Genomic DNA, 23,229 nt, shown 5'->3' with positions numbered 1-23,229 from the left:
CCGAGACCTTCAATCGGTCGGCGTGAATTCGGTTGCCTGCACGATCGCTTTCCACCGATCGGACTCGGATGCGAGCAGCCGGTTAAAGTCGGCCATCGGGATTGCGTCGATCTCGACGAACTGTCTCGCCATGCCGGCCTTGACCTCGTCGGTACGCAAGGCTGCCTGGATCGCACTATTGAGCCTTTCGACGGTGTCCGCCGGGGTCTTTGCCGGAACGAAAAACCCAAACCATGTGAGGTCCTCAAGCGAGGGATAACCGGCTTCGGCCATCGTGGGCACATCGGGAAGAAATGTGCTGCGGCGTGGACCGGTGGTCGCGAGCGCACGAAGCTCTCCGGACTGGACGAGGCCAACGGAACTGCCGAGCGGCATGATGGCCGAGGCGATCTCGCCTTTCACGAGATCCTGTAGCGCGGCCCTGCCTAGGGCACGTGGAGATACTCGAACCCCGCAGTGCGGCCCAGCATCGCGCCGATGAAGTGCAGCGTCGATCCAGCACCCGCCGTGCCGTAGGTCGCCTGCGTCGGATTGGCGCGGCACCACGTGATGAATTCAGCCAGCGTCTTTACCTCGCGTGGTACCTTCGGACCCACCGTCAGCAATGTCGGAAATGAAGCGACGGTCGATACCGGAGTAAAATCCCGCGGCTCGTATCTGAGCGTCTTGTAGACGTGAGGAAACAGCGTCAAGAAGCCAAGTGGCGCCAGCAAAAGGACAGATCCATCGGGGGTGGCCGCCTTCACGGCCTCCACCGCGACCCGTCCGCTCGCACCAGGCCGGGTCTCGACCACGATCGACGCAGCATAATCCTTCATCTGATCGGCGACGAGTCTTGCCACGGCATCGGGGAGCCCGGGCGTGAACCCTGTCAGGATATGCGCGGTCTTCAGGCGCGGCTCGGCGATGCTCTGCGGCACGAGACCGGCGGCGGAGAAAGCGACGCCGGCACCTGACATTGCCAGCACATCGCGGCGCGTCATCATCATCCAAGCCATCGGATCCTCCGCGTCTGAAACGACTGATCGGGACCACGAGGATGCTTGAGGCGGGCATATCCGTCCAATGCTAGTATGTGAGGGTTTCATAACTGTTTTGATAAGGATCGGACATGCAATCCATTGAGCGAGCCCGGCGCCGCATCAAGCTGCGCGATCTCCATATCCTGCTCGTCGTTGCGCAGCGAGGCAGCATGGCGAAAGCCGCGGCCGAATTGGCGATTTCGCAACCGGCCGTGTCGAGGGCGATCGCGGACATGGAGCATGCACTCGGGCTTCGGCTTCTCGACCGCGGCCGCAACGGCATCGAGCCCACGCCGTATGGGCGCGCCCTCGTCAAGCGCGGTACGGCGATCTTCGACGAGCTGATGCAGGGGCTGGAAGAGCTCGAATTTCTTGCCGATCCGACCGTCGGGCAGCTCCGCATCGGTAGCTCGGAAAGCGTTGCGGCCGGCCTGCTTCCGGCCGTGATCGATCGATTCACGCGGCGTCATCCAGGTATCCGCCTGAACGTCGCGCAGATGGTGCTTGGCACCACGCGTTACAGCGAACTGCGCGAGCGGAGCATCGATCTGTTGCTGGGCTGGATTCCAACGCCGTTCGCCGAGGAAGATCTGGCGGTGGAGCCTGTGCTAAGTGACCCGCGGGTTGTGGTTGTGGGGCAGCGAAGCAAATGGGCGCGATGTTCCAAGGTCAGCCTGGCCGATCTTGCCGATGAAGCCTGGATCTTGCCGCCGCCGGACACTTTTCCAGGCTCCGCTACGGCTGATCTGTTTCGCGAAAGCGGATTGAATATGCCTCGCACGCCCGTCACGACGCTGTCGCTTCACCTCTGCTGCAGGCTCGCTGCGACCGGGCACTTCGTCACCTTGCTTCCAAGCTCGATTGTGCAGTTCAGCGGCCGCGATCTGTCGCTGAAGAGACTTCCGGTCAAGCTGCCGCGAACGTCGGCTGTGTCTGCGGCTATTGTAACGCTGAAGAACCGCACGTTGAGCCCGGCTGCCGAGATATTCGTCGCATGCGTTCGCGATGTCGCGAAGTCGATGGCAGGCAGATCGGCAGCTCATAGTCATGAGCTGCATGGCGGTGGAAATGCGCGCCCCTAGCGGAACATGCCGCGCAGGTTTTGCGCGAGATCGAACAGCGCGGGATTGCGCTTGACCAGGCGCTTGGCGCTGACGACGCCGGACATCGCGCTTGCCGCTAGCCTGCCGCGCCAGGAGAGCGGAATGAAGCTGTCGAAGATCGGCTCGTCGCTCTTGCAGAACAGCCGCTTGTATTCGTCCGAGCCGATGCCGAGGTCGAGGGCGCGGTAGTTCAGCGCGGCGTAGTGATCGATGATGTTGCGCATCAGGATCAGGCCGGGGCTGAACTTGGCGCTGGCGGACATTGTGTAGGTGTTGAACATCATCGAGAAGCGATGGCCGTCGGCGACGCCGGCGAAGATCGCGATCACCTCGTCGTCGCATTCGAGCGCGTGGATGTCGATGACGCGGCCGCCGCCCGGAACCTCGGTCAGGCAGGCGGAGCGGATGAAATCCTCCACGCCCGGCTCGGCAAAGACGTTGGGCAGCTTCTGTTCGGCCATGCGCTGCGGCTTGACGCGGAAGAACCAGTTCAGGACCCGCGTGACATCGGCGTCGGTGGCGGCGACCTGATAGCGATAGCCGGCGAGCTGCTGCAGCTTGCGTTCCTTGCCCTTCAATCGCCGCCGGAACGAATTGCTGATCAGGGTGGTGCGCTCGGCGCCGGGTTCGATGGCGAGCAGGGGACAGTCATTCACCGAGGATTGGTGCGGCAGCAGAGCCAGCGGGTTCGGCAGATCGCGCCAGTTGAGCGGCTGCTGGTGCAAGGCGAGCACGTCGGCCTCGCCGCGCGCCGCGATGGCCGAGACCATGGTCCTGAGATCGGCAGCCGTTGCGCCCGCGGCGAGGTCGCGGTCCCACAGCGCCATGTTGAAGGTGGCGTGCTTGCCGCCCATGAATGTGGCGCAGCGCACGCCAAGAGCGGTCTCGAGCGTCAGCGGCAGCACGAACAGCGGCCGGCGCTCGCCATCATGACCGATCACGATGAAGGGTGTGAGGCCCTCGCGCGCGCCGACCTGCCGCTGCCAGGCGGCGAGAAAATCAAAGCGCTGGTAGGGCGTGCAGAACTGCTTTTCGAAGCTGCGCCATGTCGGTTCGGCGGCTTCGAGATCGCGGATGATGTCGACACCGGTGACGCGGCTTGTTTTCGACCACGCTTCCAACTCCGCCGTTCGTGCTTCGATCGCGGCAGCCATGGTTATTGCTGAGTCCGGTATTAATCGATTATTTACAATTCGGCTTGGGCGACCTTCGCAGGGAAATGTCAACAAAGAGTAATAACAATCGTTAGACGGCGCCTGGGAACCGCCGGATCGGGGGCGGGACGTGGTGTCGGATATCACCTTCTTGAAGCGGGCGCAGATCGAGCTCGCTTACTTCTCTGGCTATGCGCGGTTGCGGCAGCGACAGACCGGCGGGGCCGGCGTCATCCTGCGCTTCGAGCGCGCGCGTGCGCGCCGTCGAGAGCGGTTTCGGCCGCTGGCCTCGCGCGAGATCACGCCAGAGTTCTTGGACCGCACGATCCGGGCGCTGAAGCGCTGGAACTACGATATCGTCTCGATCGACGAAGCCTGCCGCCGCGCCGTCACCTTGCCGCTGCCGCGCCGCTTTGCCTGCCTGACGTTCGATGGCGGTTACAAGGATCTGGCGACGGATGCCTATCCGGTGCTGTCGAAGCATGGCGTGCCCTTCGCCATCTACCTGCCGAGTGCGTTTCCGGATGGGCTAGGGGAGGCGTGGTGGCTGGCGCTGGAGAAGATCATCGCGCGCGAGAGCCGCATCAGCCTCGTGATCGAGCGCAAGGAATTGCATTTTTCGATTCGTGGTGTGGCGGAAAAATACGAGCTCTACGACTTCCTCTCGAAATGGATGCGGACATTGGCGCCACCGGATCTCTCCGTCGCGATCAACGATCTCTGCAAGCGCTACGGCGTCGATCTGGCAGCACTGTCGCGCAGCGCCTCGATGGACTGGAACGATCTCACAATGCTCGCGGCCGATCCCAACGTCACGATCGGCAGTGCGACCGTGAACTATCCGGCGCTGTCGAACCTGCGCGACGCTGATGCCGAGCGCGAGATGGCGATGGGCAAGGCGGTGCTCGAGGCCGGCATCCGCCGCGAGGTCGGGCATTTTGCCTATCCGTTCGGAGACCGCGAGAGCTTTCGCCCTGTGCATGTGCTGATGGCTGGCGAGACAGGCTTTGACAGCGCGGTGTCGAGCATCGGAGGGATCGTGGAAGCGCAGGGGCGCACCAACCTGCACGTGCTGCCGCGGGTGTGCTGGGACGGGCGTCTGCGCTCGCTGCGCATGATGCGCGTGCTGCTGTCGGGGCTCATGTTCGCGCCGGTCCGGCCGACGCGGTCAACGCAGATCTAAAGCGTTTTCGAGCGAAGTGGATACCGGTTCGCGTGAAGAAAACGCGTCAAAACAAGAATCTAGAGCTTCGGCTCTCAGAACCGAAGCTCTAGATGCGGTCGGGCCGCGACATCCAGGCCACGATCGGCATCGCCGGCAGCACCCAGCCGAGCCCGGCCACGACATAGAAAATCGCCTGCAGCAGGCCTGAATTGGCAAGCCACGGCGTCTGCGCGACCGTCATGCCAAGCAGCGACCACACCACCACCAGCATCAGCAGGAAGATGGTTCCAAGCAGCTTGCGGGTGCGTATATTCATGGCCGGTTGATCGATAACTCGTGAGGCAAAGCGCGCCTTGCGCCTGCGAGGAGGCGGACTATAAGGGGCGCGCCAATCCGATCAAGCAGGACCGATGACCGCACGTTCCGTCTCCGAGCCCTCCCAAAATGCTCACCTTCGCTGGTGGCTGCTTTCGGTCGCAGCCCTCATCGCGCTCATGGTGCTGGTCGGCGGGGCCACCCGGCTCACCGAATCCGGGCTTTCAATCGTCGAATGGAAGCCGGTCACCGGCACGCTGCCGCCGCTCACCGAGGCGCAATGGACGGAAGCCTTCGAGGGCTACAAGAAGATCCCGCAATATCGCGAGCTCAATGCCGGGATGACGCTGGCCGAGTTCGAGACGATCTACTGGTGGGAATGGAGCCACCGCCTGCTCGGGCGCGTAATCGGGATCGCCTATCTGCTGCCGTTCCTCTATTTCCTGTGGCGGGGCGCCGTCGCCGACGGCGAATTGAAGCGGCGCCTCTGGCTGATCTTCGGCCTCGGCGCGTTGCAGGGGGCGGTGGGCTGGTGGATGGTTGCTTCGGGCCTCTCCGAGAAGGTCGAGGTCTCGCAATATCGTCTCGCCGTCCATCTGATACTGGCGCTCCTGATCTATTCGGCGATCGTCTGGACGGTGCGGCGGCTTGGCGACCGGCCGCCAAATCCGGCGCCGTTGCGGCTGAAGATCACGGCCTTGCTGCTGCTGGCGGTGACCTTCCTGCAGCTCTATTTCGGCGCGCTGGTCGCGGGCCTGCGTGCCGGAAAGGTCTACAACACCTGGCCCGAAATCGATGGCGCTTTCATTCCATCCGCGGGGCGTCTGTTCTTCGAGCAGCCCTGGTGGCGCAACCTATTCGACAATACGCTGACCGTGCAGTTCGAGCACCGCATGACCGCTTACGCGCTGTTGGCGCTGGCGATCCTGCATGCGATCGACACCATCCGTTCGCGCTCAAGCGGCGAGACGATCGCCGGCGCCTGGTGGCTGGTGGCGGCGATCACGCTGCAGGCGACGCTCGGGATACTGACGCTCTTGAACCAGGTGCCGATCGATCTCGCGCTCATGCACCAGGCGGTAGCGATCGTGGTGTTGACGCTGGCGGTCCTGCAGGTCGAGCGGCTGCTGCCGCGACGCCGCGAAGCGGGGCAGGCAAAGCTTGCCATGCCGGTCGGGCAACCCGGTTGAGTTGAACTATTCTAATCTATCGTCGCCGCAAAAAATGCCCGTTTTGCGCGGGTTTTTTGCGCGGTCCGGGCGTTGACGAAATCGTGCAGGCCGACAGCGCTTTACTTGAAAATCCCTGGCGATAGAACGGGCCAAAATAGGTTCGCTGATGTCGTCTGCATTCATTCAGGCCGCGGTCATCCTGCTGCGCGAAGGACTCGAGGCGATGCTGGTGATCGCCGCGCTCGCCGGCTACCTGTCCAAGGTCGGTGCCGGCCATCGCATCCAGGCGCTCTATGGCGGCGCGCTGGCTGCGGTCGGCGCCAGCATCATCGCGGCCTGGCTGTTCGCGGTGCTGAATTCGGGCGAGCACAGCGACATCCTCGAGGGCATCATCATCCTCTTTGCCGCGGGCCTCATGCTCTATGTCAGCGGTTGGCTGATGGTGAAGCAGGACCCGCAGGGCTGGAAGGAATATCTCGCGCACAAGGCCGATACTGCGCTGGCACAGGACACGGTGTGGGCGGTCGGCGCGCTCGCCTTCCTCGCGGTGTTCCGCGAGGGCGCCGAGACCGTGCTGTTCATCAACGCGCTGGCGACCACCGAGGGCGGCTGGAGCGCAGGCCTGTTTGCCGGACTCGGCGCCGCCACCATTGCGCTTGCGGTGCTGTTCTATTTCATCAACCTGATCGCGCAGAAGATTCCGCTGCGGCCGTTGTTCATCCTGACCTCGGCTTTCCTGTTCGTGATGGCGATCAAGTTCATCGGCGAGGCCGTGCAGGAATTCCAGGAGCAGGCGCTGCTGCCGTTCACGGAAGTGAAGAGCCTGTCCTGGCTCGCCGATCTCGGCCTGAACCCGACGCTGGAAGCGCTGTCGCTGCAGCTCCTCGTGATCCTCTTCGCGCTCGCGACCTATTCGGTGTTCCGGCGCAGCAGTCGCCTGACGCGCCAGAGCAAGGCGTCGCCGGGCGCAGCGGCTGAATAATCTCACGCTCTATCGATCCAGCCCGAAGATCGCGCGCCGCTGGTTCCGCCGCGCTGCGAATGGCTGCGAAAGGGGCCGCTTGGGTCTCGTGCGGTATCCAGTCACCATGTGACAGTTTTTTTCTCGTTTGCATTGCGGATTCGGCCTCGCCGATGTGTCTGTAGAAGAGGGGGCTTTTGGGGCGGGGCATACAGATGACTGAGAACGATGAGGATCGGCGCGCGCTTGAGCCTCAGGGGGTGATTGCACGTGAGATACTCATTCCCGACGCCTATGTGGCCGATGACAGCGATCTGGTCGCCACCGTCGTCGATTTCGTGAATTGGGCGATTGGCCCGGCCCACCTGGTCTCCGGCGAGGTCGTCGCGGAGGCATTCTGGAGCTATCACGCGGATTACTATCTGGCCCAGGTCAACAACGGCGGCCATGGCCAGTTTGCCCACAACAGTGGGATGAGCGAGCAGACGCTCGACAATTGTCGCCGCGGGCTCGTCGCGATGGGCGCAAAGGATTACGTCGCGATCTTCGACGAGTTCATGGCCATCATGAAGGGCGATCCGCGTCGGGCAAAAGGCATACAGGACGGCAGCGGTTTTGGGGAAATCGATCCCGCGATCAAGCTGCTCGACAAGCGCTTCGGTTCACTCCGCAATATGACCAATCTCAACGCAGCCTGGCTACGCACGCTGCCGGCCCTGCGACCGCTGCCAAACGATCGGCTCACGGCCGAGCGCGAAGCGGTCATTGCGCGCAATTCCCTGCTCGCCGCCCGCCAGGACTATCTGCGGCGGGCCAAAGCGCGTTTCAGCGCCTCCGACCCGATCCAGGTGGCGGCGCGTGCGACCTGCGCTCAGGAGCGCATCGCCTTCGAAGGCGTGAATGCGGGCCTGCCGGTGGGCAATGGTCAGATCGCCTGGACCCTGAGCACATCAGCCGGTTCCCGCATGCTTGTGATGGGACATGGCATCGCCGTGCTGCGGGCCAACGGGTCTCTGCGCGGCCAGTATTTCTTCGAAACGCGCGATACCTATCCTGCACCCGTCGGAGACGGCGAAATGCGCCGGGCGCTGATGGATGCGACGTCGCGTGATATTCGCGAGCGGATGAGATCGGCCGCGGGCGAGAGGACATCGGCATCGCCGGCCCAGTCCCGTGAGACGATATTGGCGAACTTTCTGTCGCCTGCGTTCAATGCCTTCTGGGGCAGCTTCACGGCTGGATCGAAGCGGATCAACACGGCGATCACTTGTCCCTATGTCGGGCACAATCCCTCTCTCGTGAGCTACGTTCCGCGCGCCTCGTCTCCGCTGCTGGCGGCTACCGAGGAGCATTCCCTGATCCGGCTCATTATCGCCAATGCGTTGTGGGATTCGTTCCTGGCTGCCGATGCCTTCAACGATTCGATGCTCGAGGAGCCGGATCGCGCCGCGGCCCTGTTGATCAATCTTGGAGCCGCGGCAACGGTTGCGGCGACCAGCCTGCGCGTGCTCGATACGGATCGCATCGCGGCGCTCGCGGTGCTTGCGCCCGGCGATTTCGTGCGGGAGCAGTACAACGTCCGATTCCAGTTGCTCGAGATCGCGCGCTGGTGGTTCAGTTTCGTGCCCAAGGCGGCAGCCGCATTCGCAGAAACGAGCTTTGCGCAGCGGTCGTGGATGTTCAACAACGTCTGCTTCAACCACGCGCAGGCGCTCGCCGAAGCGCTCCGTCCGGCAGTGACGGCCGATTTGACCGACGCGCTCGTCTATTTCGATCGGGAATATCCGTCGATAGCCATGCCATCCATGGAAGCGACCTATGATCTGGCACTCAAGACGTGCACCTCATATTTCGCGAGGTCCGAGCGCCACGCCAAGGCATGGGCAAACGTCGTCGCTGAAACACGCAATATGATCATGAGCGCCACGCCTTATGATGAAGCGACCGTCTTCGTGGTGACACCTGACATTGTGCAGGTTCGCACCTCCGAAAAGCTGGTCGGTCTGATCGGGGTCGTTGAGAACGAGGTCAGGGCGCGGCAGGTTTTCTACTATCGCAAGGAAGGCGCGCGGGCAGCTCTTTGAGAGCGTGCCCGAACGCAGCGTCATTGCGATCTAAAGATAATCCAGCCCGATATCGAGCGCAGCCGAGGAGTGCGTGACCCAGCCGACGGAAATGAGGTCGACGCCGGTCGCCGCGATCGCGGGCGCAGTCGTTGCCGTGATGCGGCCCGATGCTTCCGTGATCACCTTGCCGCGGGCCATCGCCACGGCCTGCCTGAGATCGTCGACCGTCATGTTGTCGAGCAGGACCGCGTCGATCCCGAGCGCCAGCGCTTCTTCGAGCTGCGCCAGCGTGTCGACTTCGACCTCGATCTTGACGAGATGGCCGACATGCGCCTTGGCGCGTTCGATCGCGGTGCGGATGCCGCCGGCAAGCGCGATGTGGTTGTCCTTGATCAGGACGGCATCGTCCAGACCGAAACGGTGATTGCTGCCGCCGCCGGCGCGCACCGCGTATTTTTCCAGCGCGCGCAGGCCGGGCGTGGTCTTGCGGGTGCAGACGATCTGCGCGCGCGTACCGTTCACGGCAGTAACCAACGAGGCCGTTGCCGTTGCGACGCCGCTGAGGTGGCAGAGGAAATTGAGTGCGGTCCGCTCGCCCGTCAGCAGCGCGCGCGCTGGGCCGTTGATGGTTGCAATCGTGTCGCCGGGGACGACGACGCTACCATCGGGCCGTTCGACCTCGATCTGGATCGCTGGCGAAATCGTCTGAAAGGCGCAGCGCGCCACGTCGAGGCCGGCGATGACGCCCGGCTGGCGCGCACGCAACGCGAGCGAAGCGCGCTGGTCGGCGGGCACGATCGCGTCCGCTGTGATGTCGCCCGCGCGGCCGAGATCCTCAAGCAGCGCGGTCCGCACCAGGGGTTCGTACATCAGGGGCAGAAGAGGATTTGACGTCACGACTGAACGCTCCTGACCGGCAGTTCGGATTCGATGATCTCGCCGGCGACGCTGAGCGCTTCCGCGAGGGTGAAGGTGGAGGGCACGCCCTTCGGCAAGGTGTCCGGAAAGTCGGTGCGGTAGTGGCCGCCGCGGCTTTCCTCGCGCCTTAACGCAGCGACAGCGATCATCAATCCGACCAGCGCCGGATCGGCGGTGGCGCCGTTCCCCCTGGCCATCGGATAGAGATTGCGAATGGCGCGCTCGATCGAGGGCCGATCGCGGAGCACGCCGAGGGCCTGCGATACGAACGGCCGCACCATCGATAGATCGGATGCGGGCGGCAGTGCGGTCGGCGCGCGCGGAGCAGTAGCGCTGCCAGGCACGGCATTGACGCTCTCGGCGACCCATTGCGCGCAGACGATGGCTTCCATCAGCGAATTGCTGGCGAGCCGGTTGGCGCCGTGCAGGCCGGTGCGGCTGACCTCACCGCAGGCCCACAAGCCGGTCACCGTGCTGCGGCCTTCGCCGTCAACGGCGATTCCGCCCATGTGATAATGCGCTGCCGGACGCACGGGGATCGGATCGTCAGCCGGATCGATCCCGGCCATCCTGCAGAATGCGCTGATGACGGGATAGCGCTGTGCGAAATCCTTGCCCGGGTGCCGTCGTGCATCGAGGAAGACGCGATGTCCTTCCGCGCGACGGCGCCAGACTGCGCGCGCCACGATGTCGCGCGGCGCGAGCTCGGCGCCCGGTTCGTTCGCCATGAAGCGCTGCCCGGTCTCGTCAATCAGGATCGCGCCGTCGCCGCGGATCGCTTCGGTCAGCAGCGGCATCGGTCGCGACGGTCCGTCGAAGGCGGTGGGGTGAAACTGGATGAATTCGAGGTCGGAAAGGACGGCGCCGGCACGGGCCGCGAGCGCAAGCCCCTGGCCGAAACAGCCCATCGGATTGGTGCTGTCCTGGAACAGGCCGCCGATGCCGCCGGTTGCCAGCACGACGCGGTTGGTCGGAATGACGAGCGAGCCATGCTCGTTCGCAGCGAGCACGCCCTTGATCGCATTGTCTTCGACGATGAGTTGGCGGGCCTCAAAACCCTCGAGCAGCGTGATCGACGGGCAGCGGCGCACGGCGGCGATCAGTGCGCGCATGATCTCGCGCCCGGTACCGTCGCCGGTGGCGTGAACGATCCGCTTGCGGCTGTGCGCGGCCTCGAGCCCAAGCTGCCAGCCCCCATCTGGCCTGCGGTCAAAGCCGACGCCGATCCGCGCGAGACGCTCGACAGCAGCCGGCGCCGCATTCACGATGCGGCTAGCGGCTTCTTCGTCGCAAAGGCCGGCGCCGGCGGCGATGGTGTCGTGCAGATGCAGGGCAGGGGCGTCGTCGTCGCCGACTGCCGCCGCGAGCCCGCCTTGGGCCCACATGCTGGAGGCCTCCGCCCCGAGCGGCGATTTCGACAGCAGCACGACCGGTGCGGGCGCGAGCTGTAGCGCCGTCATCAATCCGGCGGCGCCGCCTCCGATGATGATTGGTTGTCCGGCCAGCGCTGAAACATCCGTACTCATAGCGCCAGCATCCTTTCGACGGAACGCCGCGCGCGGTCGGCGATACCAGGGTCGATCGTGACCTCGTGCTCATTGGTCTCGAGCGCATGGCGGATGTTCTTGAGCGTGATCCGCTTCATGTGCGGGCAGAGGTTGCAGGGGCGGATGAACTCGACGTCGGGATGGAGCACCGCGACGTTGTCGCTCATCGAGCATTCCGTCAGCAGCACTACGCGCGCCGGATGCTCCTTGCCGACAAAGCCGGACATGGCTGCGGTGGAGCCCGAAAAATCAGCCTCCGCCACCACCTCGGGCGGGCATTCCGGATGCGCCAGAATGGTGACGCCGGGATGATTCTCGCGAAGCTGGCGCACATCTTCGGCATTGAACAGCTCATGCACTTCGCAATGGCCCTTCCAGGCCGTGATCTTCACCTTGGTCTGCGCGGCGATGTTCTGCGCCAGATATTCGTCCGGCAGCATGATGACATGTTCGGCGCCAAGCGATTGCACAACCGCGAGTGCATTGCCGGAGGTGCAGCAGATATCGGACTCCGCTTTGACAGCGGCCGATGTATTGACATAGGTGACGATGGGAGCACCTGGATAGCGCTTGCGCATCAGCCGTACATCGGCTGCCGTGATGGACTCCGCGAGCGAGCAGCCGGCCTCGAGGTCGGGGATCAGCACGGTCTTCGCGGGATTGAGCAGCTTGGCCGTCTCGGCCATGAAGTGCACGCCGGCGAGCACGATGATATCGGCATCGACCTTGGTCGCCTCGCGCGCGAGCATGAGGCTGTCGCCGACGATATCGGCGACGCCATGGAAGATTTCCGGCGTCTGATAGTTGTGCGCCAGCACCACGGCGTTGCGCTTGCGCTTGAGGTCGAGGATGGCGTCGACGTCATCCGCGAAAGTCGCCCATTCGAACGGCGGGATTACGCGTTTGACGCGGTCATAGAGCGGCGCAGTGCGCGCGAGCGCACCGGATGAGGTGGCAGCCATTTATGCTCTCCTTGAGTATATTTCGCATTATACTTATCCTGAGCATAAGGGAAGTCAAGAGCGCGAGAGCGGGAGCTTGGTGCCGGCGACGGCCCGTTCGGCCACGACACCGTGACGGAAGCGGAACAGCTTGGCGGGGCGGCCGACCGTCTCGGCGGCCATTGCGCCTGTTTCTTCAACGAGTTCCTGCTGCTCGATCAGGCGCCGAAAATTCTGTTTGTGCACAGTGCGGCCTGCAAGGGCCTCAACACTGTGTTGCAGTTGCAGCAGGGTGAATTCGGCCGGCATCAGCTCGAAGACGACCGGCCGGTATTTGATCTTGGCACGCAGCCGCGCGATGCCGGTGGCCAGAATGCGGCGATGATCCGATATCATGGCGCGGCCGGGCACTGCGGCTTCTCCGGCGCGCTTGTCCCGAACCGCTTCGGGGATCAGGGAGGCCTCGTAGAGCAGCTCGTAACGCTGCAGCACCAGTTCCTCATTCCATGCGCGGTCATCGAGGCCGAAGGTGATGGCGGCGCGCTGCGAGCGGGCCTTCTGCACGGAGGTGCTCTCCGCCGATTTTGCCCAGGCGCGCAGCTTGGGCGCCACGATCTTTGCGATCAGGGGCGGGGTTCCGGCGCGATGATCTTCCCACGGGAAATACTCATACCAGCCGGACCAATGAGCCTGGGAATCCTCCCTGACCTGGTCCTCGCGGGTGAGACCCAGATAGCTGATCGAGATGCGATGCGGCGCCCTGGCGTCGCCGGTGCGCCCGTGGTCGGCGAAGGTATAGAGTTGCTCGACATAGCCGAGCGGGTGTCCGGTCTGCGCCTCGACCCAGGCCCGCAGGCCGGTCTGCAGTGAGCGGTGCCCGAACTGGAACGGACCGCTCGGCAGCGCGGTCGCATTCGCGATCGTCATGATCTTGGGCTCGCCCTCGGTCACCGCGACCAGAACGGCGACGAGGTCAGCGGTGGTCGCGTCGATCGATGTTTCGGCTTTTCGCGGTGCCTTTGCCACGCGGATGTCCTGTCGCGGCTAGCAATAGCCGTAAACGCCGCAGGCGTACGGCAGGCGATTCCAGTAAGGACCGCCGTAGTAGGGCCCCCCATAATAGGGACCGTCATAGCTGTAGGAGAAGTGATTGCCGTAATAGCCGGGCAGGCTCGACGAGCCCGGCAGGATCGGCTCGCCATTGACGAACGGCACGTAAGGCACCACGGCGGCCGGCGTGAACAGCACGTCCGGATCCTGTACGACGATCTGGCGACCGCGGCGGGCATAGGGGGCCGACGTCACTGACGTCCGGTACTTGTAGTGCGGGCGCGGCAGGCCGGGTGGCAGTTGGCGGGCGGCGCGGTAGGCCGCGCGCTTGGTTGCAACCGGGCCATCGGCGGCAACGGCGGCATCAATCGCAAACAGGGCGATCGAAGAGAACAATATCGGGCGCAGCATCGTCGTCTCCGAATCGAGAGGGCGACAGAATTGCCACCTTATAGCGGAATGACCGTTAATGAGAGGCCCGCGACATCAGATGAAATGGCTTGGCCGTCGTGGCCGCGCTTGTCCCGGCCATCCACGAGACTTGCATGGTCGCAAAGGGGTGGATGCCCGGGACAAGCCCGGGCATGACGACCGCGTCATTTTGCGTCGCGCGCGATCAAGCCCTCAGCGCCTGATCGAGGTCGGCGATCAGGTCGTCCTTGTCCTCGATGCCGATCGAAAGCCGAACCACGTCCGGGGCTGCGCCAGACTTGATCTTCGCGGCATCGTCGAGCTGGCTGTGGGTGGTGGAGGCCGGGTGGATCACCAGCGAGCGGGTATCGCCGACATTGGCGAGGTGCGAGAACAATCTCAGGTTCGACACCAGGTTGACGCCGGCGTCATAGCCGCCCTTGAGGCTGAAGGTGAACACGGCGCCCGCGCCTTTCGGCGCATATTTGCGCGCAAGATTGTTGTACTTGTCGCTGGGTAGCCCCGCGTAATTCACCGACGCCACCGCGGGATGGCCGGCCAGGAATTCCGCGACCGCTTTCGCGTTGTCGCAATGCTTCTGCATGCGCAGCGGCAGCGTCTCGATGCCGGTCAGGATCATGAAGGCGTTGAACGGCGACAGCGCCGGGCCGAGATCGCGCAAGCCGAGCACGCGGCAGGCGATCGCGAAGGCGAAATTGCCGAACGTCTCCTGGATCTTGATGCCGTGATATTCCGGCCGCGGCTCGCTCAGCATCGGATATTTGTTGTCTTTCGACCAGTCGAAGGTGCCGGCATCGACGATGACGCCGCCGAGCGAGTTGCCGTGGCCGCCCAGGAACTTGGTCAGCGAGTGCACGACGATGTCGGCGCCGTGGTCGATCGGCTTGATCAGATATGGCGTTGCCAGCGTGTTGTCGACGATCAGCGGCACGCCGGCCTTGCGCGCCACCGCAGCGATCGCCTCGATATCGGTGACGCTGCCGGAGGGATTGGCGATCGATTCGATGAAGATCGCCTTGGTGTGCGGCGTCACCGCGCGCTCGAAGCTTTCGATCTCGTCCGGATCGGCCCAGGCGACGTTCCAGCCAAAGCTCTTGAAGGCGTGGGTGAACTGGTTGATCGAGCCGCCATAGAGTTTTCGCGCGGCGATGATCTCGTCGCCGGGCTTCATCAATTGCTGCAGCACCACGACCTGCGCGGCGTGTCCCGAGGCGACCGCGAGCGCCGCGGTGCCGCCTTCGAGTGCGGCGACGCGCTCCTCCAGCACCGCATTGGTCGGGTTGCCGATGCGGGTATAGATGTTGCCGAACGACTGCAGGCCGAACAGCGAGGCCGCATGGTCGGCATCGTTGAACACGAATGACGTCGTCTGATAGATCGGCGTCGCCCGCGCGCCGGTGGTGGGATCGGGCTGCGCACCGGCATGCACGGCGAGGGTCGAAAATCCCGGAAGGCGATCGGTCATTCTGAGTGTCCTGTGTTTAAGTCGGAAATAAAATGCGCGGCATGCTGATGGCAGCCGCGTCGGTCGTCAAGGCGAGTTCGTCGTCGCGTTTGGTGTTGGAAAGTCCGTGCTTCGTTATGCCGCGATATCGAAACGAACGTTTCGCGATCGCATTACGAAAGTTCGGTCTTGTTTTTCGCGGCGCGATCGGAAGCCGCCGTTTCGCCGCCGCCGACGCTCATCCGATTGAGTGACAGCCGCATGCCCTGCGTCGGCATCGGCGCGCGCTTCGAGCTCAGCGTCCGCGAATTGACGCCCATCCAGGAAATCTCCGACGACAGCCGGCCGTATTCGATTTTCGGGCAGCGGTTCATGACGACCTTGATGCCAACAGCTTCGGCCTTTGCCGCGGCTGCATCATCACGCGCGCCGAGCTGCATCCAGATCACCTTCGGCAATGGCGACAGCCTGAGCGCCTCCTCGACAACCGGCATGATGTGGCTCGAGTTGCGGAAGATGTCGACCATGTCGATCGGACGTCCGATGTCGGCGAGCGACGCGACGAAGGGCTTGCCGAGCAGGCTCTTGCCGACATGGCCGGGATTGACCGGGATCATATCGTAGCCGCGCTCCGCCAGATATTTGAAGGCGAAATAGCTCGGCCGCACGTTGACCGGCGAAGCGCCGACCATCGCGATCAACTTCACGCTGTTGAGGATGCCGCGGATGTAATTATCGGGGTAGGTGTCGTGGTTCATCGCTAGTCTTTATCTAGTCCATATGTCGAGTACGTCATTGCGAGGAGCGAAGCGACGAAGCAATCCACGCTTCAGCAAGCGGAGAGATGGATTGCTTCGCTTCGCTCGCAATGACGGGAACTATCTATCCTGCCATTTCGGCTCGCGCTTCTCGATGAAGGCGCCGATGCCTTCCTCGGCGTCGCGCGCCATCATGTTTTCGGTCATCACCTCGGCGGCGTAGTGATAGGCCTCGGCCAAGGTCATCTCGGCCTGGCGGTAGAACGCTTCCTTGCCGAGTTTCACAGTATAGGCGGATTTCAGCGCCACTTTTTGCGCCAGCGCAATCGCGGCCTCGCGTTCGGTGCCGACAGGCACGACGCGGTTGATGAGGCCGATGGCCTGCGCGGTCGTGGCCGAGATCGGCTCGCCCGTGAGCAGCATCTCCATGGCCTGCTTGCGCGGGACATTGCGCGACAGCGCCACCATCGGCGTCGAGCAGAACAGGCCGATATCGACGCCGGGTGTCGCGAAGGCCGCATTCTCAGAGGCGACCGCGAGATCGCAGCTTGCGACAAGCTGGCAGCCGGCAGCGGTCGCGATGCCCTGGACGGAAGCGACCACCGGCTTCGGCAGGTGCACGACCGCCTGCATCATGGCGCTGCAGGCATTCATGATCTCAGCGAAATAGGCGCGGCCGCGATCGGCGTCGCTGCGGCGCGCGGTGAGTTCCTTGATGTCGTGGCCGGCCGAGAAGGCCGGACCGTTGGCGGCAATGACGACGCCGCGCACGGCTCGGTCGTCATGAATCTCCTTGAGCGCGCCATGCAGCTCGGCGATCAGGCCTTCGGAGAGACTGTTGCGCGCGGCGGGTCGGTTGAGCGTCAGCACGGCGATACTGCCGACCTGCTCGCGCAGGAGGATCGGCGATTGCGGCGCGACGGCACGGGCGGCTTGGGGCATCTCCAGATTTCCACTAAGGCTTTTTGTCAATTAAGGCTTGGCCGCAACTTAATGTAACACGCGGACTGAATCGAGGGCGGGGACGGCATGGCACCGGCGAAAATGAGCGTGGCTGAACTGGAGAAGTTCCTCCGCGAGGAGTTTCCCCAGGCCTTCAGCGGGAACGACGTCGTCATCGAGAGCGCCGACGGCGAGGCCTGTCTTCTGCGCCAGCGCTACAGCGAGCGGATGCTGCGGCCGGGCGGCACGGTCTCGGGCCCCACGCTGATGGCGCTGGCCGATTTCGCGATGTATGTGGTGGTGCTGTCGGCGATCGGCCCGGTTGGCCTGGCGGTCACCACCAATCTCAACATCAATTTCCTCCGTAAGGGCCAGCCGGGGCGGGACGTGCTGGCGGCGGGTAGGCTGCTGAAGCTCGGCAAGCGGCTGGCGGTCGGGGAGGTCAACCTGCTTTCGGGCGATTCTCCGGATCCGATAGCGCATGTGACGGCGACCTATTCCATTCCAAATAAATAGAGTTTCTGAAGGTATTATTGCACCTTATTTTTAAGGTATTGTTTTAACTGGAATAAATCGCTCCGGTCGGCGTTGACGAATTTCATTCGCTTCTCTAGAAAGCCGCCAATCCGGCGCAGCGTTTTGCGCCGAAAACTCCTTTCCACGGACAGCTCACATGAAAACCTTTTCGGCCAAGCCCGCCGAGGTGCAGAAGAAGTGGGTCGTGATCGACGCCAAGGGCGTGGTCGTCGGCCGGCTTGCCACCATGGTCGCGATGCGCCTGCGCGGCAAGCACCTGCCCACCTACACGCCGCATGTCGATTGCGGCGACAACGTCATCATCGTCAACGCCGCCCATGTCGTGCTGACCGGTCGCAAGCGCGACCAGAAGGTCTATCACAAGCACACCGGCTATATCGGCGGCATCAAGGAGCGCAGCGCGAAGCAGATCCTCGAGGGTCGTTTCCCCGAGCGCGTGGTCGAGAAGGCCATCGAGCGCATGATCCCGCGCGGCCCGCTCGGCCGTATGCAGATGGGCAATCTGCGCGTCTATCCCGGCGCCGAGCATCCGCACGAAGCGCAGAACCCTGAGAAGATCGATTTCGCCTCGCAGAACCGCAAGAACATGAGGGCCGCATAAGATGTCCGATACCATGCAGTCTCTCGAGCAGCTTGCGCAGCTCAAGCCGGCGGCTCCCGAGGCGCCGAAATATGTGAAGAAGATCGACAAGTACGGCCGCGCTTACGCCACCGGCAAGCGCAAGGACGCGGTTGCCCGCGTCTGGGTCAAGCCCGGCTCCGGCAAGATCTCCGTCAACACCCGCGACGTCGAAGTCTATTTCGCCCGTGCGGTGCTGCGGATGATGATCCAGCAGCCGCTGGTCGCCGCCGCCCGCGCCGGCCAGTATGACGTGATCTGCACGGTCACCGGGGGCGGCCTGTCCGGCCAGGCCGGTGCGGTGCGCCACGGCCTCTCCAAGGCGCTGACCAATTTCGAACCGGAATTGCGCGGTGTCCTGAAGAAGGGCGGCTTCCTCACCCGCGACTCGCGTACGGTCGAGCGCAAGAAGTACGGCCGCGCCAAGGCGCGCAAGTCGTTCCAGTTCTCGAAGCGCTAACCGCTTCACTGCAATTTGCACCAATTGCGAAGGGCGCCGCGAGGCGCCCTTTTTGCTGCGCCTTTGCACATCAATTGTCGCAGTTTTTCCCGAAAACTTTTGTGTGCGCGCAAACGGATTGCCAACACGCCACGCATAGCCTGAGCAGCATTAACGGCGCGCTATCCTTTTCGGATCGCGCCCTTGAGAACGTGGCATCACACGCTTTCATCACACGCACCAGGCGGGGCTCATGTCGTTCGATATTTCGACGCTTTATCTGTTTGCCACAATGGTGGCCGGAATGCTCGGCGCCATGTTGTTGTTCTTCGGCAATCAGGAGAAGATTCCGGCGTTGAAGTGGTGGGGCAGCGCGTATCTTCTCGGTGCTGCCGCGGTGGCGGCATCGACCATCGCGGGCTCGATGCTTGGCGAAATCGCCTCGCTGGCGCTGAATGCAGCGGGCTTCATTGCCTGCGGCATGGTGTGGAACGCGGCACGCGTGTTTCATGGCCGCAAGCCGAATATCGCCGGTCTTGTGCTCGGCGCGATCGGATGGGTCGGCGCCGCGCTGGCCTTGCCGCCCGAGCTGCCCACGCTGAAGCTGACCATCGGCGCTGCCATCATCGCGATCTACGCATGCCTCACGGCAGCCGAATTGTGGCGCGAGCGGCGGCGCGCGACGCAGCGGCGCTGGCCCGCGCTCGCGGTGCCCGCGCTGCACGGCTGCGTGCTGCTGCTGCCGATTTTGGTCGGCAGTTTCCTGCGCCCGCACGATGCGGCCTTCGGCAGCAGCACCTGGGTGACGGTGTTCTCGGTCGAGCTCATCCTCTATGCGATAGGCACGGTGTTCGTGATCTTCATGCTGGTATCGGACCGCGAGGTGACCGCGCACAAGACGGCGGCCTCGATGGATCCCCTGACCGGCATGTTCAACCGCCGCGGCTTTGCCGAGGCCTGCACGCGGGTGATCGAGCGCGAGGCCAATGCCGGCCGTCCGGTGACGGTGATGATCTTCGATATCGACCACTTCAAATCGATCAACGACCGCTTCGGCCATCCCGCCGGCGACGAGATCCTGAAATTGTTCTCGGCCGTCGTCGTCAACAACCTCCGCATCAGCGATCTCTCCGGCCGCATTGGCGGCGAGGAATTCGCGGCGCTGCTGCCGTGCTCGCTGGAGGAGGGCGTGATCGCCGCCGAGCGCGTGCGCGAGTGCTTCCAGGCCTCCGGCATCGTCTGCGACGAAGGCTCTGTCGACACCACCGTGAGCATCGGTGTTGCCGGCGGGCCGGCGGGCACCGAGCTCGAGGTGCTGCTGGCGGCCGCCGACACCGCGCTCTACCAGGCCAAGCGCGGCGGCCGCAACCGCGTCGAGGCCGCGGAAGAGTTGCCGCTGTCGCTGGAGAACTGGCGGCGCAAGACTGCCGGTCTCGCACCGCAGGCGCGCGAGACGCCGATCGCGGCGTGAGAGCGATTTGAGCGACGTCGGTAGGATTTCATTTACCATTCGATTCCTATCATTCCGGGTATGGAATCGACCCGCCTTCACAACGCTCAATCCGCCCTGCTGTCGCTCGAAGCTGCCGCCGCCACCGCCCGCGGCGGGTTCGCCTGCCTGTTCTCGAGCTCGGCTGAATACGAGACCGCGCTGATCGCCGAGCGCCGCGCCCAAGGCCGCTACGGCCGCCCGCGCAGCCCCTGGCCAATGCTGATGTTCCTGGGCATCGCGCTGATGATCCTCGGCACGGTGCTCGTGTTCAATTAGGTAACGGTACATCCCGTATCGGTGAGGGCGCCGCGAGGCGCCTTTTTCTTTTCCATAGACTGGGCTAGAGACGGGCCCTTTCCAGGGAGAAGCCCAATGGTCACCGAAATTGCACTTATCGACGTCAAGCCCGGCAGCGAGAAGGATTTCGAAGCCGCAGTGGAGAAGGCGCGGCCGCTGTTTCTGCGCGCCAAGGGCGGCAAGGGGTTCGAATTGCACAAGTCGATCGAGAAGCCGTCGCGCTACCGGCTGGTTGCGAAGTGGGAGACGCTCGAAAACCACACCGTCGATTTCCGCGGCTCGGAAGACTTCGCCGCCTGGCGCGCCCTGGTCGGGCCGTTCTTTGCCGCGCCGCCGGAGGTCGAGCACACCGAGATCGTCGTGACGGCCTGAGGCCACCTCACGCCGCCACCGGCGGCTCCTCGGCCTTGAAGTGGTCGATCATCACCTTGGCGATCGCCATCAGGGGGAGCGCAAGCGCGAGCCCCCAGACGCCGAACACCACCCCGAGCAGGATCTGGAACGCAAACAGCGTGGCAGGCGGAATATCCAGCGCCTGCCGCTGGATGATCGGGGTCAGCACGTAGCTCTCCATCGCGTGCACGCCGAGGAACAGCACGAAGGCGGAGAGCGCTGCGATCCAGCCCGAGGCAAGGCTCGCGAGCACCACGATCAATCCGCCCAGGATCGCGCCCACCGTCGGAATGAAGGCGAGCAGGCCGGCCTGGATGCCCAGGATGAACGAACTCTGGATGCCGATGATCGAGAGCCCGATCCAGGTGACGAAGAACACCGCGCCCATGGTGATGATCTGGGCGATCAGCCAGCGCTCCAGCGTGTCGCCGATGCGGTCGACGATGATGGTGGCTTGCTCGCGGTGCCTGGCCGGCATCACGAACAACAGCCCGGCGCGGTAGATGCTGGGCTGGGTGGCAAACGCAAGCCCGAGAAACATCACGATGAAGAAGTTGCCGACCGCGCTGACAGTGCCGAGCAGCACCTTGAGGGTCTGGCTGATGATCGCGCCGCCGCTGGATGCGAGCGCTCCGGCGCTCGGAAGACTATGGGTCGCCGCGGCGCCTGGGGTCGTCGGCGTCGACGAGTCGGTCGGTGCGGCGGCCTGGTTGCTGAAATCGAGGTAGCTGGTGTCGATACCGTGGCTCTCGAGGAAGGACTTCACGTTCACCAGTTGCGACTTGATGGTGTCGCTGAGCGCGGAAGCCTGCTCGGCGATGGTGGCCCCGCCGAGGAAGACGACGCCCGACAGCAGCGCCGCCAGCGCCAGACAGACGATGGTCAGCCGAAGCGCATGGGGCAGCTTGACGCCATGGCCGAGCAGGTTGGTGAGGGCGTTGAGAGCTACGCCGAGCAGGACCCCGGCGAAGATCAGGAACAGCGTCGCCGCATATTGCCAGGCGAGCGCGAGCAGCGCCGCGAACATCACGATGCCGATGCCGCCGACGCTGATCGCCCACGCCAAGTCGTTGCGAGCCTGAAGATGGTCGCCGCCCGGTAGTCTCACATTGATTCCTTCGCGCATGGATTGTTCTCACCTTGTCGCCAAAATCCTGCCGGGATCAAGCCGCCGCACGCGCGCCGGTTTGCCGCCGCCCGCCGGCAGGCCTTCCCGCGGGATGGCGGCAGGCCGCCGCGCCTGCGTCCCGCGCCGATGTGCTCCGCCAGCATAATCTGTTGATCCATGGTCCGGTCGGGGGCATTATCCCTCTGGAACCATGGCAAACATAGAAAATCATTCCTACGCGAGACACTGAGCAATGAGACGGCCCGTGGTCGGCGTGATTGGAAACGCCCATCGCATCGAAGATCGTTTCACGGTTCAGATGGTTGGGGAGCGCAACCTGCGCGCGATCACCGATGTCGCGGGCGCCGTTCCGCTGATGTTCGCCGGTTCGCCGGAGATTACCGACGTCGGCGCCTTGCTCGACGTGGTCGACGGCGTGGTCCTGACCGGGGCGCGGGCCAATGTCCACCCGACCCGCTTCAAGTGCGAGCCGCATATCAGTCACGAGCCTTATGACATCCATCGTGACGAGGTTGCGCTGGCGTTGTCGGAAGCCTGCGTCGCGCGCGGCATTCCGCTGTTCGGCATCTGTCGCGGCCTGCAGGAGATGAACGTCGCCTTTGGCGGCTCGCTGCATCCCGAGATTCGCGAACTGCCGGGACGCATGAACCATCGCATGCCGCGGCTGGACAACGGCGAGATCCATCCGGACCCGCTGGTCGTGTTCGCCGACCGGCATGACGTGACGCTCACGCCGGGCGGCGTGTTCGTGAAGCTCCTGGGCTGCGAGACAATCCGCGTCAATTCGCTGCACGGGCAGGGCATCCTGGAGCCCGGCGAACGCGTCGTGATCGAAGGCGTCGCCGAGGACGGCACCATCGAGGCGATCCGCATCGCCGACGCGCCAGGCTTTGCACTCGGGGTGCAGTGGCATGCGGAGTACGACCCGCAGCGCAACCCGATCAACAAAAAGCTGTTCGAAGCCTTCGGCGCAGCGCTGCGCGAACGGCGGCGGGCGGCGGCGTAGGGGCGTTGCTCGCCATGAGGGCGATTGGGTTCCGATTTCATTGTCAAACAGTGATTTCGTAGGATGGGTAGAGCGAAGCGAAACCCATCGCGATGGAGCAAGTTGTGCGATGATGGGTTTCGCTTCGCTCTACCCATCCTACGATCCCGTTGAACCTCGCACCGCTGTCGTCCCGTCGAAAGACGGGACCCATAACCACAGGGAGTTGTTGTGGCGCGAGCAAGCGGTTGCAGCGGAGCACACGACGAAGTCCTGTGGTTGATGGGGTGGACGGCCCCCTACGGCATCAGTTGTGCCAGAATGAGGTTGTCGAAATCTCAAACGAGG

Annotated in this window: 25 protein-coding genes; 12 read left to right on the top strand and 13 right to left on the bottom strand. The window is 63.9% G+C overall.

The genetic code is table 11. The annotated features are described in order from the left end of the window. Positions 1–9 precede the first annotated feature (9 nt). Positions 10–402: a tripartite tricarboxylate transporter substrate-binding protein gene (locus AAFX91_RS16030; RefSeq protein WP_394567090.1), complete on the bottom strand. Its 393-nt coding sequence runs from the start codon at positions 400–402 to the stop codon at positions 10–12. Between the two features lie 23 nt (positions 403–425). Then, positions 426–998: a tripartite tricarboxylate transporter substrate-binding protein gene (locus tag AAFX91_RS16025; protein ID WP_394567089.1), complete on the bottom strand. Its 573-nt coding sequence runs from the start codon at positions 996–998 to the stop codon at positions 426–428. Between the two features lie 113 nt (positions 999–1,111). On the opposite strand from AAFX91_RS16025, the gene AAFX91_RS16020 reads away from it, so the two are divergent. Beyond that, a complete protein-coding gene (locus tag AAFX91_RS16020; protein ID WP_394567088.1) occupies positions 1,112–2,104 on the top strand; it encodes a LysR family transcriptional regulator in 993 nt (330 codons plus the stop codon). Here the strand turns inward: AAFX91_RS16020 and AAFX91_RS16015 are convergent. After that, positions 2,101–3,285: a GNAT family N-acetyltransferase gene (locus AAFX91_RS16015; RefSeq protein ID WP_394567095.1), complete on the bottom strand. Its 1,185-nt coding sequence runs from the start codon at positions 3,283–3,285 to the stop codon at positions 2,101–2,103. The genes AAFX91_RS16020 and AAFX91_RS16015 overlap by 4 nt on opposite strands. A 124-nt stretch (positions 3,286–3,409) precedes the next feature. On the opposite strand from AAFX91_RS16015, the gene AAFX91_RS16010 reads away from it, so the two are divergent. Next, positions 3,410–4,462 (top strand): polysaccharide deacetylase family protein, encoded by a 1,053-nt coding sequence (locus AAFX91_RS16010; protein ID WP_394567087.1) that lies wholly within the window; start codon positions 3,410–3,412, stop codon positions 4,460–4,462. A gap of 88 nt (positions 4,463–4,550) precedes the next feature. Here AAFX91_RS16010 and AAFX91_RS16005 read toward each other — a convergent pair whose 3' ends face one another. Then, positions 4,551–4,760 carry a DUF2842 domain-containing protein gene (locus AAFX91_RS16005; RefSeq protein ID WP_394567086.1) on the bottom strand — a complete coding sequence of 70 codons (210 nt, stop codon included), beginning with the start codon at positions 4,758–4,760 and terminating at the stop codon, positions 4,551–4,553. Positions 4,761–4,854: 94 nt separating this feature from the next. Between AAFX91_RS16005 and AAFX91_RS16000 the strand changes: the two genes are divergently transcribed. The 3 genes from AAFX91_RS16000 (at position 4,855) to AAFX91_RS15990 (ending at position 8,976) form a co-directional block, all read left to right on the top strand. Continuing rightward, positions 4,855–5,949: a COX15/CtaA family protein gene (locus AAFX91_RS16000; protein WP_394567085.1), complete on the top strand. Its 1,095-nt coding sequence runs from the start codon at positions 4,855–4,857 to the stop codon at positions 5,947–5,949. A gap of 148 nt (positions 5,950–6,097) precedes the next feature. Next, positions 6,098–6,913: an FTR1 family protein gene (locus AAFX91_RS15995; protein WP_130582895.1), complete on the top strand. Its 816-nt coding sequence runs from the start codon at positions 6,098–6,100 to the stop codon at positions 6,911–6,913. 194 nt (positions 6,914–7,107) lie between these two features. Next, the gene (locus AAFX91_RS15990) at positions 7,108–8,976 is read left to right on the top strand and encodes a hypothetical protein (protein ID WP_394567084.1); all 1,869 of its coding nucleotides are present in this window, start codon (positions 7,108–7,110) and stop codon (positions 8,974–8,976) included. A 30-nt stretch (positions 8,977–9,006) separates the two neighbouring features. Here the strand turns inward: AAFX91_RS15990 and nadC are convergent, their stop codons facing one another. The 8 genes from nadC to AAFX91_RS15950 form a co-directional block, all read right to left on the bottom strand. Next, complete coding sequence (nadC, locus tag AAFX91_RS15985) at positions 9,007–9,855, bottom strand: carboxylating nicotinate-nucleotide diphosphorylase (RefSeq protein ID WP_394567083.1); 849 nt, start codon at positions 9,853–9,855, stop codon at positions 9,007–9,009. Beyond that, the gene (locus tag AAFX91_RS15980; protein WP_394567082.1) at positions 9,852–11,402 is read right to left on the bottom strand and encodes an L-aspartate oxidase; all 1,551 of its coding nucleotides are present in this window, start codon (positions 11,400–11,402) and stop codon (positions 9,852–9,854) included. Before AAFX91_RS15980 ends, nadC begins: the two co-directional genes overlap by 4 nt. Next, a complete protein-coding gene (nadA, locus tag AAFX91_RS15975) occupies positions 11,399–12,385 on the bottom strand; it encodes a quinolinate synthase NadA (protein WP_394567081.1) in 987 nt (328 codons plus the stop codon). Before nadA ends, AAFX91_RS15980 begins: the two co-directional genes overlap by 4 nt. A 54-nt stretch (positions 12,386–12,439) precedes the next feature. Next, positions 12,440–13,390: a hypothetical protein gene (locus AAFX91_RS15970; protein ID WP_394567080.1), complete on the bottom strand. Its 951-nt coding sequence runs from the start codon at positions 13,388–13,390 to the stop codon at positions 12,440–12,442. A gap of 18 nt (positions 13,391–13,408) precedes the next feature. Then, entirely contained in the window at positions 13,409–13,825 is a 417-nt protein-coding gene (locus AAFX91_RS15965; RefSeq protein WP_394567079.1) for a hypothetical protein, read from the bottom strand. 205 nt (positions 13,826–14,030) lie between these two features. Next, a complete protein-coding gene (locus AAFX91_RS15960) occupies positions 14,031–15,311 on the bottom strand; it encodes an O-acetylhomoserine aminocarboxypropyltransferase (protein ID WP_130582832.1) in 1,281 nt (426 codons plus the stop codon). Positions 15,312–15,463: 152 nt separating this feature from the next. Next, the gene (locus tag AAFX91_RS15955; protein ID WP_394567078.1) at positions 15,464–16,048 is read right to left on the bottom strand and encodes a CoA-binding protein; all 585 of its coding nucleotides are present in this window, start codon (positions 16,046–16,048) and stop codon (positions 15,464–15,466) included. A gap of 120 nt (positions 16,049–16,168) precedes the next feature. After that, positions 16,169–16,990 carry an enoyl-CoA hydratase gene (locus AAFX91_RS15950; protein ID WP_394567077.1) on the bottom strand — a complete coding sequence of 274 codons (822 nt, stop codon included), beginning with the start codon at positions 16,988–16,990 and terminating at the stop codon, positions 16,169–16,171. Between the two features lie 87 nt (positions 16,991–17,077). Here AAFX91_RS15950 and AAFX91_RS15945 point away from each other — a divergent pair, with 87 nt between their 5' ends. The 6 genes from AAFX91_RS15945 to AAFX91_RS15920 all read left to right on the top strand — a co-directional run bounded on the left by AAFX91_RS15945 (position 17,078) and on the right by AAFX91_RS15920 (position 20,746). Then, positions 17,078–17,506 carry a PaaI family thioesterase gene (locus AAFX91_RS15945; RefSeq protein ID WP_394567076.1) on the top strand — a complete coding sequence of 143 codons (429 nt, stop codon included), beginning with the start codon at positions 17,078–17,080 and terminating at the stop codon, positions 17,504–17,506. A 157-nt stretch (positions 17,507–17,663) separates the two neighbouring features. Beyond that, positions 17,664–18,128: a 50S ribosomal protein L13 gene (gene rplM, locus AAFX91_RS15940; RefSeq protein WP_130582828.1), complete on the top strand. Its 465-nt coding sequence runs from the start codon at positions 17,664–17,666 to the stop codon at positions 18,126–18,128. A gap of 1 nt (position 18,129) precedes the next feature. Next, entirely contained in the window at positions 18,130–18,606 is a 477-nt protein-coding gene (rpsI, locus tag AAFX91_RS15935) for a 30S ribosomal protein S9 (protein WP_394567075.1), read from the top strand. 232 nt (positions 18,607–18,838) lie between these two features. Continuing rightward, positions 18,839–20,056, top strand: a complete 1,218-nt coding sequence (locus AAFX91_RS15930; RefSeq protein WP_394567074.1) for a GGDEF domain-containing protein — start codon at positions 18,839–18,841, stop codon at positions 20,054–20,056. Between the two features lie 60 nt (positions 20,057–20,116). Then, complete coding sequence (locus AAFX91_RS15925; RefSeq protein WP_130582825.1) at positions 20,117–20,353, top strand: hypothetical protein; 237 nt, start codon at positions 20,117–20,119, stop codon at positions 20,351–20,353. 96 nt (positions 20,354–20,449) lie between these two features. Next, positions 20,450–20,746: an antibiotic biosynthesis monooxygenase gene (locus AAFX91_RS15920; protein WP_028162832.1), complete on the top strand. Its 297-nt coding sequence runs from the start codon at positions 20,450–20,452 to the stop codon at positions 20,744–20,746. 7 nt (positions 20,747–20,753) lie between these two features. Here AAFX91_RS15920 and AAFX91_RS15915 read toward each other — a convergent pair whose 3' ends face one another. Continuing rightward, positions 20,754–21,893, bottom strand: a complete 1,140-nt coding sequence (locus AAFX91_RS15915) for an AI-2E family transporter (protein WP_394567073.1) — start codon at positions 21,891–21,893, stop codon at positions 20,754–20,756. 235 nt (positions 21,894–22,128) lie between these two features. On the opposite strand from AAFX91_RS15915, the gene AAFX91_RS15910 reads away from it, so the two are divergent. Then, positions 22,129–22,902 (top strand): gamma-glutamyl-gamma-aminobutyrate hydrolase family protein, encoded by a 774-nt coding sequence (locus AAFX91_RS15910; RefSeq protein WP_130584403.1) that lies wholly within the window; start codon positions 22,129–22,131, stop codon positions 22,900–22,902. Positions 22,903–23,229 lie beyond the last annotated feature (327 nt).

The organism is Bradyrhizobium sp. 31Argb (assembly GCF_043638955.1).
Taxonomy (GTDB): domain Bacteria; phylum Pseudomonadota; class Alphaproteobacteria; order Rhizobiales; family Xanthobacteraceae; genus Bradyrhizobium.
This window is presented reverse-complemented; position numbering and strand designations above follow the sequence as displayed.